The 17,937-nt window shown below is 33.7% G+C and carries 8 protein-coding genes and 1 pseudogene; 6 read left to right on the top strand and 3 right to left on the bottom strand.

Annotation, left to right across the window (positions count from 1 at the left end; translation table 11 throughout):
- Nucleotides 1-4,390 precede the first annotated feature (4,390 nt).
- Both NK213_RS20645 and NK213_RS09925 read left to right on the top strand, forming a co-directional pair.
- Nucleotides 4,391-5,275, top strand: a pseudogene (locus tag NK213_RS20645) (autotransporter outer membrane beta-barrel domain-containing protein); the annotation flags it as partial.
- 523 nt (nt 5,276-5,798) lie between these two features.
- Complete coding sequence (locus NK213_RS09925) at nt 5,799-12,455, top strand: autotransporter domain-containing protein (RefSeq protein WP_253348800.1); 6,657 nt, start codon at nt 5,799-5,801, stop codon at nt 12,453-12,455.
- Between the two features lie 135 nt (nt 12,456-12,590).
- Here NK213_RS09925 and NK213_RS09920 read toward each other — a convergent pair whose 3' ends face one another.
- Together NK213_RS09920 and blaOXA are read right to left on the bottom strand one after the other, a co-directional pair.
- Nucleotides 12,591-13,157: a hypothetical protein gene (locus NK213_RS09920; protein ID WP_253348799.1), complete on the bottom strand. Its 567-nt coding sequence runs from the start codon at nt 13,155-13,157 to the stop codon at nt 12,591-12,593.
- A 210-nt stretch (nt 13,158-13,367) separates the two neighbouring features.
- The gene (gene blaOXA / locus NK213_RS09915) at nt 13,368-14,204 is read right to left on the bottom strand and encodes a class D beta-lactamase (protein WP_253348798.1); all 837 of its coding nucleotides are present in this window, start codon (nt 14,202-14,204) and stop codon (nt 13,368-13,370) included.
- 207 nt (nt 14,205-14,411) lie between these two features.
- Between blaOXA and NK213_RS09910 the strand changes: the two genes are divergently transcribed.
- From NK213_RS09910 to NK213_RS09895, 4 genes are all read left to right on the top strand, one after another.
- On the top strand, nt 14,412-14,798 hold the full coding sequence (locus NK213_RS09910; RefSeq protein WP_253348797.1) for a BlaI/MecI/CopY family transcriptional regulator: 387 nt from the start codon (nt 14,412-14,414) through the stop codon (nt 14,796-14,798).
- 1 nt (nt 14,799) lies between these two features.
- The gene (locus NK213_RS09905) at nt 14,800-15,993 is read left to right on the top strand and encodes a BlaR1 family beta-lactam sensor/signal transducer (RefSeq protein WP_253348796.1); all 1,194 of its coding nucleotides are present in this window, start codon (nt 14,800-14,802) and stop codon (nt 15,991-15,993) included.
- Nucleotides 15,953-16,585: a penicillin-binding transpeptidase domain-containing protein gene (locus tag NK213_RS09900; protein ID WP_253348795.1), complete on the top strand. Its 633-nt coding sequence runs from the start codon at nt 15,953-15,955 to the stop codon at nt 16,583-16,585. The genes NK213_RS09905 and NK213_RS09900 overlap by 41 nt, the downstream gene beginning before the upstream one ends.
- Before the next feature lie 89 nt (nt 16,586-16,674).
- Entirely contained in the window at nt 16,675-17,097 is a 423-nt protein-coding gene (locus NK213_RS09895) for a hypothetical protein (protein WP_253348794.1), read from the top strand.
- Nucleotides 17,098-17,239: 142 nt separating this feature from the next.
- Here NK213_RS09895 and NK213_RS09890 read toward each other — a convergent pair whose 3' ends face one another.
- Complete coding sequence (locus NK213_RS09890; RefSeq protein WP_253348793.1) at nt 17,240-17,911, bottom strand: MmcQ/YjbR family DNA-binding protein; 672 nt, start codon at nt 17,909-17,911, stop codon at nt 17,240-17,242.
- Between the last annotated feature and the right edge of the window lie 26 nt (nt 17,912-17,937).

Here is a 17,937-nt window from a genome sequence, read left to right as displayed (position 1 = left end):
ATTATTACATAAAGTAACAAAGATTTTAAGTAGTTAATTTAGCTTTTTTAACTACAAACATATTATACAAGGAGGTATTAAAAATCTAAATATAGCTATAAATGGATATGGTTCTCAAGGAATACAATTGGGAAATCTGCCAGTATCCGGCAATAATGACATTATTTTAGATGATAAAGTTATACAAAGTATAGCATTTGGAAGTGCCTCTACTAATTCAACTATGTTCTTTAATAATTCAGCGAACAATAATGTTATACTTGACAGCAGTTTAGTGAATGTAGCGGATTATACTAAAGGAAAGACGAAAGAGATAATTGTAAATGCAGGAAAAAATTTAAAGAATTATATGCCTATTACAGAAATAAGCAGTGAATATGTGGGTGTAATTGCAATAAATAACTATGGGGCAAATGCCGACACAACATTAGAAAATTATGCAGATGTTATAATTAACCACGCTCCTCCTTTAGGGTATGATATTCCTCTACTAGCAGGGCTGGTAAATGCCGGAGGTTCATTAAAAAACTTTGCCAATATAACTATAAATGGAAGTTATACTTATGGAATTACTGCAAACAGCGGAACAATAACTTTGAATGATGGAGATATTTCATTAACCGGAGATCAGGTAATTGGTTTATTGGCTTTTTATAATTATGCCGGACCGAAAATACAACCTGTTATTAATTTAGAAAGTGGAAATATATCTTTAAATGGTGCCTACAGCAATTTATTCTACTTGAGAGAAGGAATAATAGGGTTAGGTTCAGCGGGAAATACGATAAATGCTTCGATAAGTGGTGAAAACTCTTATCTTTTCTCAAAATCATATAGTGCAGAACAATATTTTTCAGGAAAATTTCACATAAACGGAGATGTAAAATCCACTGTGGACGGAAAAGCGAGTGCTTTTTATTATACAGATAAAAGCTATAGACCAGCAACATATCTTCCACCAAATAATTTTTTAAGTGACTTATCAAACTTATTTGTAACAAATAATGGAACTTTAACTATAGATGTAAAAGAGGGTAGTTATTTATTGGGGCTTAATTCTGTAGGTCTAAAAGTAAGTGATTTAGAAAATATACAAATTTCAGATATAATTTTAACAGGATCAAAAAAAGTAAGATTAAGTGATTCAACAATATATATAGATAGTGACTCAAATCTAGATTACCAAAATAGTACAGGAAAAAAAGAATACAGAGACATAGATTATTATGCGGCCAATATAGTTCTAAATTCAGGAATAACTGTCAGCGGAACAGAAGAAAAGCAGGCAGCTATGAAATTAGGGGGAGATAAGAATGCTCAAGCAGGGGAAAATAACGGAATAATTGATTTAAGCGGTGATAAATCAATAGGAATTTACGTGAGAAATTCTAAAATTACAAATAATGGATTAATAAATTTAGAAAATTCCCAAAATGGTACTGGAATTTATGGTGATTTATATAAACACCAAGGAGAAACTTTTACTAATGTCCCTGGGGATACTCAAGTATTTAATTTAGGAGATATAAAGACAGGGGAGAACGGAATAGGAATTTATGCAAATACTAAAAAGCATAAGGATTCGCCACCTTCTTACAATCGAACTTTAGAAGTAACAAATTCAGGAAATATAACAGGATCCGGTGAGCATGCAACGGGTATTTACTTAGATAATTCAACAAATTCAGCTGCTAAATTATCATTGACTTCCACTTCAAATATAGATTTGAAGAATTCTAAAAATGGAATAGGAATATATACTGATACGATAAATGTAGATGGAACAGATTCAGGTACAATAACTGTAGGAGAAAATGGAATAGGTATTTACAGCAAAAACGGGGTAACTACATTAAACAATCTAACTTTGAATCTGTATGGAGACAACGCAACAGGAATATATACAGATGGAACTAATATCTTTACAGGTAACGGAACAATAAATATAAATGGTAAAGGGATAGTAGTATATAATTTATTTGGAAGCGGTAGTTTTAATCAAAACTTTAATATTATAAGTGCACCAGGATCGTCTTATACACTTGCAAATATCAAGGATAATGCTTTTTATTCCAACAGCAGCACGAATTTATCAGAGGGCGGAGTTTTTATAAATGGTGAAAACTCAGCGGTATTATTAGGAAGTAACTCGAATTTAAATTCAACTGACTCAAATATAACAGGACTTGCTTTGAATGGAGCGTATACAGGCGGGCTGTCTGTAATGATAGACGGACAGATTTTAGATCAAGAGGCTACAAACCAAGGAATAATGTCATTTGGTAATAATTCAACAGGGATATATGCAGTAAATGGTGCAAGTGCTAAAAATGAGGGGTCAATTAAGCTTGGAGATAGTTCAGTAGGGATATACGGTAAAGGTATTGGAACAGGAGTAAGTAATACAAATAAAATATCCGTTGGAGAAAAGTCTGCGGGAGTTTTCTTAGAAAATGGAAAGTCTGCAATGAACAGCGGCGATATAACAAGTTCAGGAAAAGAAACGATAGGTCTTTATTCTGTGAATGCAAATAATTCATCAGTTTTAAATTCCGGAAACATTGCCCTGACAGGTGATAAAAATATAGGGATTTACACAACCGGAACAGGTAAACAGATAATAAATAATACAGGTACAGTTCAAGTAGGCGATTCTAGCAATAAAAATGATCCGAGTATAGCCATATATAGTAATAACAGCCTTGATGAAGTGCATAATACAGGAAATATAATTTCAGGAAAAAATTCAATTGGAATTTATAATAACGGCGGGCAAGTAAACCAAAATTCAGGAAAAATATCTATTGATGACAGCGGAGCGGGAATATATGCAAATTCCAGTAATGTAAATTTATCAGGCGGAACTTTAGAATTCCTTGGTACAAATGCTGTAGGGATAATTGGGACTAATAATGCTGTAATAGATAATGACACTCAATTGAATATAGGAAGTGGAAATTATGGAGTAGTATTAAATTCAGAAGCTTCTTTAATCAATAGAAAGAGTTCTGTTATTGGAGAGCTAAGTTCTTTAGTTTACTCAGATAATGCAAAAAGCATAACAAACGAACTTAATGCAGATTTGACAATAACGGGATCTGATTCAATAGGATTTTATATGATAAATGGGGGAGACCTGATAAATAAAGCCTCAATAACAGGAAATACAGGAAGTGCAAATATAGGGATATATAATCAATCAGGAAATATAGTAAATAATGGAGACATTAAAATAGGAAATTCCGTGATAGTTGATCCGTTGAATCCATTTGCAAATAATTATGCAGTAGGTATTTATGGAGAAAATGTGCAAAGTATGAAAAATACAGGAAATATAGAGATAGGAACAGATGCAGTAGGTTTTTATGCTAAAAATGCACAGACAGAAACTTTGAATACAGGAAATATAACATCAAATTCGAATAATGCAATAGGAATATACTTAGAAGGTTCGGCAGTAAGAAATACGGGTAATATCACACTGTCAGGTGATCACAGTATGGGTATAGCAGCTGAAAGAAATTCTACAGTTAAAAATGAAGGAATAATAACAATAAATGGAAATGATAGTATAGGTATTTATGCAAATTTAAATTCAAAAGTAGTAAATGAAAGTTCTGGAAAGATTTATATAAATGGAAATGACAGTATAGGAGTGCAGTTATCAGGAGGTTCAACATTAGAAAATTATGGAGTGATTCAAGTGGCTTCAGGTGCAATAAATTCAGCACAAACGGTTTCGGGAGCTTCTGACTATACACCTCCAAGTATAATAAATGCAGGTGTAGTAAAGGTAAGCGAAAAATTCGACTTAAGCGGAGTAAATCTGATAATAAAAGTAGATCCATCGAGTTTGAGAGCCTCTACAATAGAGGAAATAAAATTAGAGGGATACGCTTTGGAAGATATAAATGCAGGATTTTTTCTAACAAATACTGTTAATGTGGTAGCACCAAGCTTTAATTTTGGTTCTAATCCAATAGGGATTGATCCTAATTTTACTCAGGGAACTAATGCAAGAGTTTATAAGTTTGAAGATGTATTCGATCCAACAACTCCGGGAGGAGGACCAAACACGGGGGAAATATCTGTAAAAAGCGGATCACTTACATTTGATGCGATACCAGTAGCGAATAAAAGTGGCAAGATAGATATCTGGATGGAAAAAATAAATTATGATAATTTTACTCAAGGTGCATGGTATGATCAGTTTGCCAAGAATATCGAAGGAAACTATCTGAATGCCACAGGAAATGCCTTGAAATTATACGATAAGATAGATTTGATAACTGATGTAGACACATTAAGAAATACTTTTGATAAATTAGCAGGAAATATGTATGCCAATATGAATCAAAGAGAAGCAACAGTAATAGATGTTTTTGATACATCATTAAATCTTCTTCAGGATTCAAAAAATAACACAAAAGAAAATGTAAAAGTAAATGTAATAGCAGGGAAAGGAAAGTTAACAGAAAATACAGGCGGAGTATTAGGATATAATTATGAGTCAGTAGGAGTCCTTGCCTTAAGGGAAGTCGAGCGAACATATAAGCATACATTTGGTTATTCAGCAGGATATTTACATACAAACTATGAAATGAATGACGGAAACAGCAGTGAGGAAGATGCAGATACATTACAGCTGGGACTGCATAATAAATATAATTCAAATGACTGGGTATTAAGAAATGACGTTCTTGGAAGAGTAAGCTTTCATAATACAGACAGAAATATAGACTGGACAAATGCAGGAAGATCAGAGCTGAACGGGACATATGAAACATACAGCATATCAAGCAACAATAAGCTTGGTAAAGAATTATCATTAGGAAAGAATGCAAGTATCACACCATACAGCGGTCTTGATGTAACATATATGACAAGACCGACATTCAGTGAAGACGGGTTAGAAGCTTTGGAAGTACAGGGAAATGATGCGTGGAGCGTAAAACCAAAAGCAGGAGTGGAACTAAAAGGAGAAATGGCGCTGGGAGAAAAGAACCAGTGGAAACTGAAAGGTGCCTTGGATGTAGCGTATGGTTATGAACTGGGAGATTTGAACGAAAGAGAGTATGCGAAACTGGTAAATGTGGAAACAGATTATCATAAATTATCAAAGCCGGAGAAAGAAAAAGGAGTATTAAGCACCAAAGCAGCAATCGGTGTAGAAGTAGAGGACAGATACGGAATATTCCTGACAGGGGAATATAAAACAGGTAATAACAACGAGAATGAGTATAGAGCAGGTGTGACTCTAAAAGCAGTTTTTTAGGAATCATACACAGGGTTGTATTAAAATAGATTTTTGAGAAATTTGAAAACAAAATATTGTAATAATTTAAAAGTAAAATCAATATGCTGTATTCAAATATTAAGAAAAAATTCTATTTTGATACAACCTCTTTTAGTTATGAGTTTTTTAAAGTAATTTTGAAAGAAAAAATTAATAAAATATATTTATAATTTGATTTTGATATAAAAATTATATGAATGTTTAATGGCAGAAAAAATCTTTAAAAATACTTATGATTGGTGTAGAGAAATGTAATGTTGTTGACAAATAAATTGAACAATGGTAGAATGAATACTCAAGTAAAAACTTTTTTTACAAGTAAGGATAGTATATGAAAGTAAGTACACATAGTAAAAAAAATTCGGAATAAAGAACGTTTTGAATTAAATAACAAAAGGTTAATAATTCATTGGTAAATAAAAAAAATTTTTCCGAAAGACAATATCAAGATTTTTAATAACTAATAATATCTAAAGCGGCAAAATATTAGAAGGAGAGAAAAATGTTAAGAAATAAGAAAGTATGCATGTTTTTAGCTTTGGGTTCCATAGCGAATATTTATGCAGAAAATAACAATAGTATCTCTAAAGGTAAGTATGACAGAATTTACAACAATATGACCAAAAATATAGGGAATAAATCGTCAGATGAAAATTACAAACTTTTAGAAAAAATACTAAATAAAAGAAATAAAGAGTTAAAAGATTTGTATATGCAAAGTGATTATATTGTGAAACCTGAGTATCTTGAATGGCAGATATATTTTAGCGGGTTTTATAATAATAACCACAGGGGCGGTTCAAAAGAAACAGCAGTAAGTATAGAAAAAGGTACAGCAAAATCAGTAGATCTGGGAATGTATATTCCTGTAAAGGGAATTATGAGAGAAGATGTGGAGCTGAATATTAGTCCTGTGGATGCACCTGTAGTAAATGTCAATATGACGCCTGCAGCAGCACCGCAGATAACAGCACCGATTTTTACAGTGGGAGACCTTAGTTTTCCTACAGTTCCAAATGTGGCAATTCCGTATTTCGGAGTACAGAATTCATTTCAGGGGAAAAGTATAGGAGGAATAACTACTTTAGTACGATATAATACTTCAGGAAATAAAATTTATGAAAATTTGAATGTAGAGTCAACAGCCGGAACATCACTGGAGCTTAACGGGGCAACTAATAACATCACTGTAACAGGTGAGGCAGCCTACAATAACGGATCATATACGGGAACAACTGCTTCTTCTTATACCCATACCGGATATACTACGGGTTTTTCGGCACATAATATATCAAACAGCGGAAATTTTGAAGTAAAAGGTAACTGGGATATGTCGATAACTGACGGGAAAAGTTATGATAACTGGGGATTTTTAAGCTACAGACCATATTATGCCACTACAGACAGTAAGGTAGTATTTTCAGGAAATCTTACTTTACAGGCAAATAATACTACAAATACTTTTTCTTCTACTGCTCTTGTAGGATTGAGCTTGAATCTGGGAACTTCAACAGCAAATCTCGGAACTAAAGCTACTTTGGAAAATACAGGTACTATAACGCTAAAAGACGGAACACAGCAGGGGCAGAGCGGAATCGCTATGCAGCTGGACAGAGGAACAGCGACATCTTCTAAAGAAGGGGAGTTAATTAATTCAGGAAATATAATAATAGAATCTACTTCTAAAAATGTATCGGGATCAACTGGAGGAGTCGGGGTATTTGTAGCAGTTGATCCATATACAAAACCAATATTAATAAAGTCCGGTAATATAAGTATCACAGGAAACGGTAACAGAGCAGTAGAAATCGGAGCATCAGTGTACGGCAGCTATGATTATGTAAATTCATCAATAGAAATAGACGGTTCAAATGGGAAAATTATTCTTGAAGGTGACAAAAATGTGGGATTATATGTCCAAAGAGGTTTGAGTACCACTGGAACCAATATTTTGGATAGTGTAAGAAATATGGATATATTAATAAACGGAACAAATACACCGGCAGTATCAAGAGAAACACAGTCTGCTACTCTAAAAACAATGGATATGATATTAAATGACACAATAATACAGAAAGTAGAATTCGGGGAGAATTCCAAGCAGAGTTCTTTGGTAAAAGTTAGTTATGGTAATGTAATATTAGACAGCAGTCTTGTTAACTCCATAGAACCCATAAATGCAGGATTTCAAAATTCCATTGCAGCAGGTTCATATGCCACAGTAATAAAAAACTATATGCCTGTAACAATAAATTCCGGAGCTAAGGCAATGAGCGTAATAGTAACTAACGGAACTTTTGAAAATTATGGTGATATTATAAATAATTCTTCGTCATATGCCAATGAATGGGGATATAACTACGGAGGTCTGGGTCTGGTTATCACCGGAATGGTAGCAGGTGAGCATGGCTTAAATAAAGGTAATATTACTATGAACGGAGATTATGCAACAGCTATTTATAATAACGGGTTAAATATGACATCTGAAAACAGTTTTATAGAAGTGAACGGAAAACAGCCGACAGCAGTTTACAGCGGAGCGGGTTCTTTATATGTTAATGGCGGTTATGTAAATACTTCATCAGAAACCGATATAACAACAGACCGGCTTGAAATAAACGGTGACGGAGGAGCTGCAATATTTTCAAAGGGAGGAAATGTCTCTTTGCAGTCTAAGACTTCAGGACAGGCAATGGAAATGACAGTAAACGGTAAAGACAGTTTTGCATTCTTTTTCCAAAAATTCACTAATAACGGAAGCAGTCTGACTGGGAAAACTGTAATAAACGGAGATGTAAATGTCAATCTGAAGAACGGGGCAATAGGATATTATTATGAAGGCAGCGGAATAGCAAGCGAAGCTGACCTTCCTGAATATATAAACAGTATAACAGATACTTCAAACGGAAAACTTACTATAAATGCAGATTCAGACAGTTTTAACATAGCTGTTAAAAATACAAAGGTGAATTTAAGTGATTTGAGAGATATTACAGAAAGTTCTTCAATAGAATTTAACGGTTTAGGAAGATCAAAGGTAACTTCATCATTATTAGTAATAGATATAGATTCTAATATAGATAAAAACAATAATACAGGTGATAAAACATACAGAAATACTGAAATAGGGAAATCCGGAGTATCTGTAAGTCAGGGAGTCACAATAAAAGGAACCGAGGATAATCTGGTTGGTATAGGGCAGAGTTATAATGCTAATGAGTATAACAGAATAAGCAGTGAAAATAATGGTACAATAGATCTGGAAGGAAGTAATTCAATAGGTATTTATACTAAAAGAGCAGGGCAGACTAATACAGGTATTTTAAATCTGAATGGTGAAACCGGCATTGGTATGTATACTACCGGAGGAACTGCGAGAAATGACGGAGAGATAAACATCGGAAATAATGGTGTGGGAATATACGCAGAATCTTATCCGGTTCCAGATGACGGAAGTACTTCTTATTCTTCTTTTACTGTATATAACTCAGGAAAAATAACTGCAGCTTCTGGTGAAAAAGCCATAGGTATCTATGTAAATGAGAATTCAAGCGGGGGAACTTACGGCAGCGGAACTCTGGCTTTAGAAGGCGGTACAGACATTGATGTAAGTGCTTCTAAAGGCGGTGTAGGTATATATTCAAATAAATCTTATATTATGAGTTCAGGACCTATTAAGATAACAGTGGGAGAAAATGGAACAGGAATTTATATCAAAGATAATTCCGTATATTCGGATAATCTGGAATTGAATTTATTAGGGGATAATTCTGTAGGTGTGTATACTGACGGAACTGCATCATTTATGAGTTCCGGAACGGTTAATGTAGACGGTAAAGGAATAGTAATCTTCAATGTGGCAGGTTCAGGAACTTTTAACCAGAATTTTTCTGTTAATTCTACATCAGATTCACAATATATAGTACAAAATATAAAAGACAGAACTTTGTATTATGATTCAAGTGCTTCATTGGGAGACGGAGGAACATTTATATCAGGGATTAATTCAGCAGTGTTGCTCGGAAATAATTCATATATCAGTGCAGCAGGAAATAATATGGTGGGTATAGCTCTTACAGGCGGGTATTCCGGAGGCATTCCGGTAACTATAAACGGGGAAACCGTATATCAGGAAGCCACAAATAAGGGAGTAATAAACTTTAGCGGAGATAAATCAACAGCAATTTATGCGACTAATGGAGCCAGTGCTAAAAATGAAGGAACTATTTATCTGGGCGGTTCTTCTGTGGGATTATACGGAAGCGGTTCAGGTACAAGCATTGAAAATACAGGACATATAGAAATTGGTGCAGGATCATCAGGGCTTTACATAAAAGACGGAGACAATGTTTCTAATTACGGGACAATAAATAGTACCGGTGAAAGAAGTGTGTGTATTTATCTTGACGGAAGCAATAATATTACAGGTGAAAATAATGGTGTAATAACATTAACAGGTGATAAATCAGTAGGTGTCTATATCACATCAGATGGTGCAAAGACTTTTAATAACAGAAATTCTGTAGAAATAGGAAATTCAGTAAGTATGTCTGATCCAGCTATAGGAATATTTAATAATAATACTCAGGGAACGGTTAATAATTCTGCGGATATAATATCAGGAGTAAATTCTATTGGTATTTACAGCAAGGGCGGAGAGGTAAACCACACAGCAGGAGATGTAAAAGTCGGGTTGTCAGGTACCGGTATTTATATGAACTCCGGTAATCTGAATATTACTGGCGGGAACCTGACATTAACAGGTGAAAAAACTGTAGGTATATATGGGACTAACGGGGCTGTGATTGATAATAATGCCGGAATAAGTGTAAGCAGTGACAGTTATGGTGTAGTTCTAAGTAAAGATTCTGTTTATACGGGAAGAAATATATCCAATCTGGAAGATAAAAGTGTTTTGGTATATTCTGACGGAAAAACAACTGTAAATAATGAAGCAGGTGCTGATCTGAATATGGCTGGCTCTGATTCTATAGGTTTTTATTTGATAAACGGCGGGGATATAACAAATAAAGCGGTAATAACAGGAGATAACGGAACTGCAAATATAGGGATATACAATAAAGCAGGAAGTATAGATAACAGCGGTGATATAAAAATCGGAGATTCTGTTATAATTGATCCTGAAAACCCATTTGCAAATAAGTATTCAGTGGGGCTTTACGGAGAAAATGTACAAAATATGAAAAACAGCGGTAATATAACAGTTGGCTCAAACGGAGTAGGATTTTATTCTGTAAGTAATATAAATGAGTCTCTGAATACCGGCAACATAACTTCTGCATCGGAAAAAGCAGTGGGAATATATATAGAACAAGGAGCTGTGAGAAACGAAGGTAATATCACACTGTCAGGTGACGGAAGTATAGGTATAGCGGGAACACGAAATACCGAGATTACAAATGCCGGTACTATAACAATGAATGGAAATAACAGTATGGGAATTTATGCTAATGCCAATTCAAAAGTAATAAATGAAAACACAGGGAAAATATATATAAATGGAAATAACAGCACGGGAATACAGCTTTCCGGAAGTTCAATCCTTGAAAATTACGGATTAATAGAAATCGCCTCGGGAACAATAGGTTCAGAGCAGGTAGTAACCGGCGATGCAGCTTATACGCCGCCTAGTATAATAAATGCCGGTATTATAAAAGTTGATGAAAAATTTGAACTGGATGGTTTTAATCTTATTATAAAACCAGATTCATCGAGTTTTAGGGTACCAACAATGGAAGAAATTTCTTTGAATGGCTATTCGCCTGATGATATAAACGGAGGCTTTCTTTTGAGCAACAGTGTAAGTATAGTGGCGCCAGGCTTTAATTTCGGAGATAATGACGTAAAAATAGATCCGTTATTCACACAGGGAACAAATGCAAGAGTGTATAAATTTGAAAATGTATTTGATCCGACAACTCCAGAAGGAGGGCAAAATACCGGAGAAGTATCAGTGAAAAGCAGCTCGCTTACATTTGATGCAATACCTGTAACTAATGATCAGGGTAAAATAGATATATGGATGGAAAAAATTGACTATGATAACTTTACCAAAGGTGCATGGTATGACGGATTTGCTAAAAATATCGAGGATAAATATCTTAATGCCCAGGGTGATGCACTGAAAATTTATGATAAGTTAGACCTTATAACAGATGAAAATACTTTGAGAGACAGTTTTGAACAGCTTTCAGGAAGTGTGTACGCTAATATAAATCAGAGGGAACAGGATATTTACGGGGTACTTAACAATGCATTGTTTACATTGCAGAACTCAGAAAATAACACAAAAGAAAATGTGAAAATAAATGTAATAGCAGGAAAAGGAAGCACTAAGGAGAATACCAGCGGTGTAGAATCGTATGATTATAACACAGTGGGGGTATTGGCACTTAGAGAAGTAGAAAGAACATACAGACACACATTCGGCTACTCACTGGGGTATACAAGAACTGATTTTCAGATGAAAGATACAAATAATGAAGATCAGGCAGATACTGTACAGCTTGGATTACATAATAAGTACAGTGTAAATGGATGGAACTTTAGAAATGATCTGTTAGGTAGAGTAAGTTTTCATAATAATGACAGAAGTATACAATGGTATGACGGGACAAAATCAGATATGAAATCGGATTATAATGTATACGGCATAAGTTCATTAAATGAAATAGGAAAAGATATTGAAATAGGACGTAATGTAAAGTTAGTGCCGTTTACAGGGCTTGAACTCGGATATATGGCGCATGAAAGCTTCGAGGAAACAGGCGGGGCTGAAAGTCTGAATGTGGAAAGCAATGACGGCTACAGCATTAAGCCAAGTATAGGGCTGAGACTTGAGGCAGAAAAAAGTCTTGGATCAAATTCAGACTGGAAAATAAAAGGAAATATAGGTGCAGCTTATGAATATGAACTTGGAAATATGAACAGACAGGAAAAAGCAAGTTTATCTGTAATAGAAGAGGGGTATCACAAGCTGGCACAAACTGCCGAAGATAAGGGTAAGATAAAAACCGGAGGAACAATAGGAGTGGAGTTAAAAGACAGATACGGGATATTCCTTACAGGAGAATACGGAGCAGGAAATGACAATAAAGAAGACTATAAGGTAGGAGTTTCTTTTAAGGCTGCATTTTAGGAAAGTGTATTAAAAAAATTCTATAAGTCAGATATTTAGAATATCATTTATATATTATCAAAAATAAAAACTGGGTATAAAAGCCCAGTTTTTTAATTTTAGTTTTTAGTAACAAAGTATGCATTTAAATTTCAGTTATTCATGCCAGAAATAAAGCTCGCCGTGTGAATATAAGCTTATCATAAAGTCGTTATTTTCATTCAGGTCAATATCCCAATATCCGTTTTGTTTTTCCATGTTTACTTTTATTGTTTTTTTGACAATAGAAAAATCTGTATATTTTTCCATAAACTTATCTGTTATTTCTTCATTTGAACTATTTTCAAACCACTGTTTACCATATTTTGATTCCAGCTCCAAAATAATTGCTTTCATCTGCGGACTGTCATAATTTACAGCTTCATATTCAACATTCATAGTTATCTCGCTCTTATTGCCGGTTTCTTTCACATTAGTTATTTTATATTTATAATTATCACCAATTATTTTTTTTCCTTTATTCATATCACTGATTTCTTCTTCAGACATTTTGCTTATGCCGAACATAGCTTCGGCCTGTTTATCACCAGCATATTTTTTTAAATCTCCGGAACGTTCTATTTCTATAAATTTATCCAATGCTTTTTTTGAAGCCATTGAATCAAAACTCTTTGAAAAAATGCTAAGCGAAAAAACCATAAAAAGTAAAATTATTTTTTTCATATCTTCTCTCCTTTTAATAAAATTTATAACTTAATAATTAATAAATTATAATTCATATACTAAATAATGTCAATGAAATCTTACTGAAAGAAGAATAGGGAAAAGCTTCGTAAATATAATTTTCACCTATACAGGATTATTTAAAGATTATTCAGAAAGTAAAAAGGACTGTGGTTTATAAAAAGCAACACAGCCCTTTTATATTAGGAATTACTGTATAATTCCCATATCCTGTAAAATATTAAAAGTAACGGTTTTTCTCAGGTTAATAAAGTCATTATTTTTATTCGGAACATCCTGTGATAATCTTGTGGCAAAAAAATAAACATTATCTTTAGTTTGCACATATCCAACATACCAGCCTATATCCAGTGTCCCTACTATTCCATATCCTGTTTTAGCTCTTAGGATATATGTATCAGTTTCTCTTTCAATCATGACATTTTTTACAATATCATAAGTTCTTTTTGAAAAAGAGTATTTTTCTTCATAAAGACCTTTTAGAAAATTTATTTGTTCTGCAGGCGAAATGACAAGGGTATTGTCCAGCCAGAAATAGTCAGCTTTCCCTGACAAATTTTGGTTGCCGTAACTAAATTCTTTCAGATATTTTTTATATTTATTTATTCCGACTCTTCTTGACATTTCCCGGTGAAACCATACAGTGGAATTTTTATATGCAGTTTTCAAATCGGTATCGGCATTGTGTGATGGAATTTCTCTTATCACTCCGTCCCATTTCAAAACTTCATTTTCATCTTTTACAGCATATTCTTCTATGCTGATCAGTGAATTTGGAATTTTGAAAGTAGATGCAGGAAGTGTACGCTTTTCTGAATCTTTTTTATCACTGTAAAACCACTTTTTATTTTTGTAATCATAGATAGTAATACTTCCTTCTATATTCAAATCATCAAAATATTTTTGAAAGTACTCCTGAGTATACTTTGACGGGGCATTTTTAGTGACAATAGCCACGGATTTCGGCTGGGCTTTACAAATAATTGCAGAAAAAGCCAGCATAATAACTAATAAAATTCTTTTCATAGAGTGTTCTCCTTATTATTTTTTTTTTGTTAAAAGCAAGTATTGTAAAAATACTTTTTGAAATTAAATCTTACATATGTAATTTTTTATATCTTACACTTGTAAGACTTTTTTGTCAAGAAAAATTTTTATAAAAAAAAAATATTATAATTGCCCGAAAATTGTGCTATAATAAATTTATTACAAATGTAAGAATTGGAGGTAATTATGAAAAATTCATTCCCCATTTCAGAAGCAGAGTATCAGGTCATGAAGCTAATTTGGGCAAAGGCTCCTGTGAGTACAAAAGAAGTTACCGAGATACTCATAAAAGAAAGCCGTTGGAAACCAAAGACGATACAGACACTGCTTTCAAGGCTGGTGAAAAAAGGCGTTATTGGTTATGAAAAAGAGGGGAGAGTATTTGTGTATACTCCGCTTATAAAAGAAGAAGATTATGTGGAGCAGGAAAGCAGCAGTTTTTTGAATAAATTTTATGATGGTGCCCTGAATTCTATGGTAGTTAATTTTTTGGAACAGGATAAGCTTACAGAGAATGATATAGATGAACTAAAAAAGATTCTGGATGAAGGGATAGCCAAGAAAGGGAAATAGTATGGTCAGAACGAATTTTATCTGTTTTTTGATGAATTCTTTTACAATATCTTTTTTTATTTTTATTATTCTGGGAATAAAAAAAGTTTTTGGAAAACATATTACTTCAAAATGGCAGAACAATACAGGTTTTTTGTTTCTAATAATCCTTGCAGTACCTTTCGTACCAAGCAGAATTTTTGATTACAGAACTTTGGATAATTTTACATTTAACAGGATAAATACAAAACAGGTTGCAGAAGCGGGAATAGCAGAAAATGCCGGAAACGGAGCCTTAGTTCATGCAGCAGACTGGATTCAGGATTTCGGAGTGTCTGCTAATCATATTATGCCCGGTTATCTGATTTTAGTTTTAATAGGACTATGGATCGCAGGCATTTTCATTTTGACTTTTTTTATAACAGCTGGCGGTTTCAGACTCGGTAGAATCAGAAAATCAGTTGTATTGCTGGAAGACAATGAAATAAAAGGGTTATTTGATGAATGCTGCAATATGCTGAAAATAAAGAAGAAACCCGCGGCAGGGATTTCTGATTTTATCAGTGTGCCGGTAACAACGGGAGTTTTCAGACCGTACATTTTACTGCCGAGTGCAACATTAAAACAATTCAGCACGAAAGAAATAAAATATATATTTTTACATGAATTAAATCATTATAAAAGTAAAGATGTACTGATTAACTGGATAATGACGGGTTTTCAGGTCGTTTACTGGTTTAATCCGCTGGTATGGATGATTTTTAAGCAAATGCGTACAGACAGGGAGATAGCATGTGATGCTTCAGTACTAAAACTGCTTGATGAAGAGTTTTTTTCTGATTACGGGTATACAATCATTAATTTTATAACAAAGTTATCTGATACTTCTCATATATTTATGACAGCAAGTCTGGGCGGGACTAAGAAGGAACTTCGCAGCCGTATAAAAAAAATAGCAGTTTATACAAGAGAAACAACACGCATGAAAATAAAAAGTTTTTTGATTTTCACAGGATTGAGCTTTTTTTTACTAAGTCAGATATCTGTGGTGACGCAGATGGCATATACTGAAAAGTATAATTTTCAGGGGAAAAATGTAGTTTATGAAGATCTTGGCACTTATTTTAAAGGGTATGACGGAAGTTTTGTATTGTATAATATGAAAACTGATCAGTATGTTATTTATAATAAAGATAAGAGTATCACCAGCTCCTGATTCTACATATAAAATATATGATGCGCTTATAGGTCTGGAACTGGGAATAATAAAGAGCGGTGATACTTCTATGAAGTGGAACGGCAAAGCTAATTCGTACAGTGTGTGGGATCAGGATCAGACATTGGAAAGCGCACTGAAAGACTCAGTAAACTGGTATTTTCAGGAAATAGATAAAAAGGCCGGGAAAAAACAGCTTTATTCATATTATAAAAAAATTTCATATGGGAATTATAATCTCAGCGGTGATATATCAGATTACTGGATGGAATCTTCTCTGCGGATATCACCTGTGGAACAGGTTTTGCTGCTGAAGGATTTTTATACAGATAATCTGGTATTTAATGATAAAAATATAAAAGCTGTAAAAAACGCACTAAAGCTGTCAGAAAATAACGGGAAGATACTTTTCGGGAAAACAGGAACAGGTACTTTGGACGGAAAGAATGTAAACGGATGGTTTGTAGGCTTTGTGGAGAAAGAAGATAATGTGTTTATATTCGCGGTAAATGTTCAGGCTAAGGACAATGCAGGAGGGAAAGCCGCAGCAGAGACAGCACTGGCTGTTTTGAGGGATAAGAATATATATTAGTATCATATTTATAAACTGGGTAAAAAATTATGACGGAATCATTCGTATAATAAATTAGCTGTAAAATATAAAGATAAAAGGAGATTAAGATGAAAAAAATATTTATTTCAGCACTTGTAATTTACGTGTGCGGAGCAGTGTATGCTGACATAGATCTCAGACCCAAAAATTCCTCTGATGCGTCAATTTGGTATGGATTAATTATACCAGTAGTAGCGTCAGCTCAGGTATCAGAAACATCATCAAATGCATCGGCAGCATCTTCCAAAAGTAATGAGAATCAAGCTGAAGCTGTATATGATTATTATAAACAACTGGCACAAAATGAAATAATTTTGGCAGAAGAAGTTTTCTCAGAACAGGATTTGATAACCTATGGTTTGAAAAATAATGATGTAGTGAAGCTGGATGAGACAAATATAGGTCTTTTAGTATCACATAATGGAAAAGGAATCGGACTTATTCCTTCAAAGACATCTAATGCAGGCCTGGTGGAAAGAGCAGACAGATAAAAAAAGCCCCTGATTATTCTGTTCACATATAAATGTGAATTAGTTCAGGAGCGATAGAGAAAATATAAATTAACTGAATAAATATATTAAGGATCCGAGTAATCGGATTCTTTTTATATACTGATGTTTTATCACTGAATTGCTATTTCACAGCTAGTGTATAGCTGATATCAATATATCTGAAAATTTCTTCTGCGGGAACTGAGCCGTCAAGGCAAATGGTAAACCAATGTTTTTTATTCATATGATATCCCGGAAAATATTTTTTATTATCAATAAAACTGTCCATATTTTCGGGTTTGATCCGTAAATCAATTATCTCAATTATGCCGTCCTCTTTCAGTCCCAGTTTTTGCTTTTGCAGAATTAATAATGCCGCATACCATTTTGCACTGTCCTGACGGCGGAAAATCGCATTATTGGGGAATTTAGTCCATAGAAACTCAGGTTCATTATGGTATTTTTCTCTGATATACTGAATAACCTGTTTTGAATATTCACTTTTAAATATATCACTTTCAAAGCACTTCTTGGCAATATCATTAAGAATTCTGTCATATTCTTCCCTGACTTTTCCCACAAATCCGCCGTGAAGGGCAGAAACCTGATGAATAATATAGGCTTCCCCTGATAGTATATCCTTTATTTCTGCTGATACTTTTCCGGTCTTGGTGATAATAACCGTCATTTTAAGCTGACCATTTATTAATTCTGAGGAATAAATGTAGTCATCTTTTCTTTTGGTAAAGCCGTAGGCAATAATCTGTTTCGGATTTAGTTTTTTATTTTTAAATAAGGACTCTGTATTTATCATAAAATTCTCCTCCTTTGGAAAACAAT

The organism is Sebaldella sp. S0638, from assembly GCF_024158605.1.
Classification (GTDB): Bacteria; Fusobacteriota; Fusobacteriia; order Fusobacteriales; family Leptotrichiaceae; genus Sebaldella.
This window is presented reverse-complemented; position numbering and strand designations above follow the sequence as displayed.

What these genes read in the sequence shown, in the direction of transcription:
- NK213_RS09910 (WP_253348797.1), top strand. Translation starts at nt 14,412, where the DNA reads ATGAAAAATTCATTCCCCATTTCAGAAGCAGAGTATCAGGTCATGAAG.
- NK213_RS09905 (WP_253348796.1), top strand. Translation starts at nt 14,800, where the DNA reads ATGGTCAGAACGAATTTTATCTGTTTTTTGATGAATTCTTTTACAATA.
- NK213_RS09890 (WP_253348793.1), bottom strand. Translation starts at nt 17,911, where the DNA reads ATGATAAATACAGAGTCCTTATTTAAAAATAAAAAACTAAATCCGAAA.
- blaOXA (WP_253348798.1), bottom strand. Translation starts at nt 14,204, where the DNA reads ATGAAAAGAATTTTATTAGTTATTATGCTGGCTTTTTCTGCAATTATT.
- NK213_RS09895 (WP_253348794.1), top strand. Translation starts at nt 16,675, where the DNA reads ATGAAAAAAATATTTATTTCAGCACTTGTAATTTACGTGTGCGGAGCA.
- NK213_RS09920 (WP_253348799.1), bottom strand. Translation starts at nt 13,157, where the DNA reads ATGAAAAAAATAATTTTACTTTTTATGGTTTTTTCGCTTAGCATTTTT.
- NK213_RS09925 (WP_253348800.1), top strand. Translation starts at nt 5,799, where the DNA reads ATGTTAAGAAATAAGAAAGTATGCATGTTTTTAGCTTTGGGTTCCATA.
- NK213_RS09900 (WP_253348795.1), top strand. Translation starts at nt 15,953, where the DNA reads ATGTTATTTATAATAAAGATAAGAGTATCACCAGCTCCTGATTCTACA.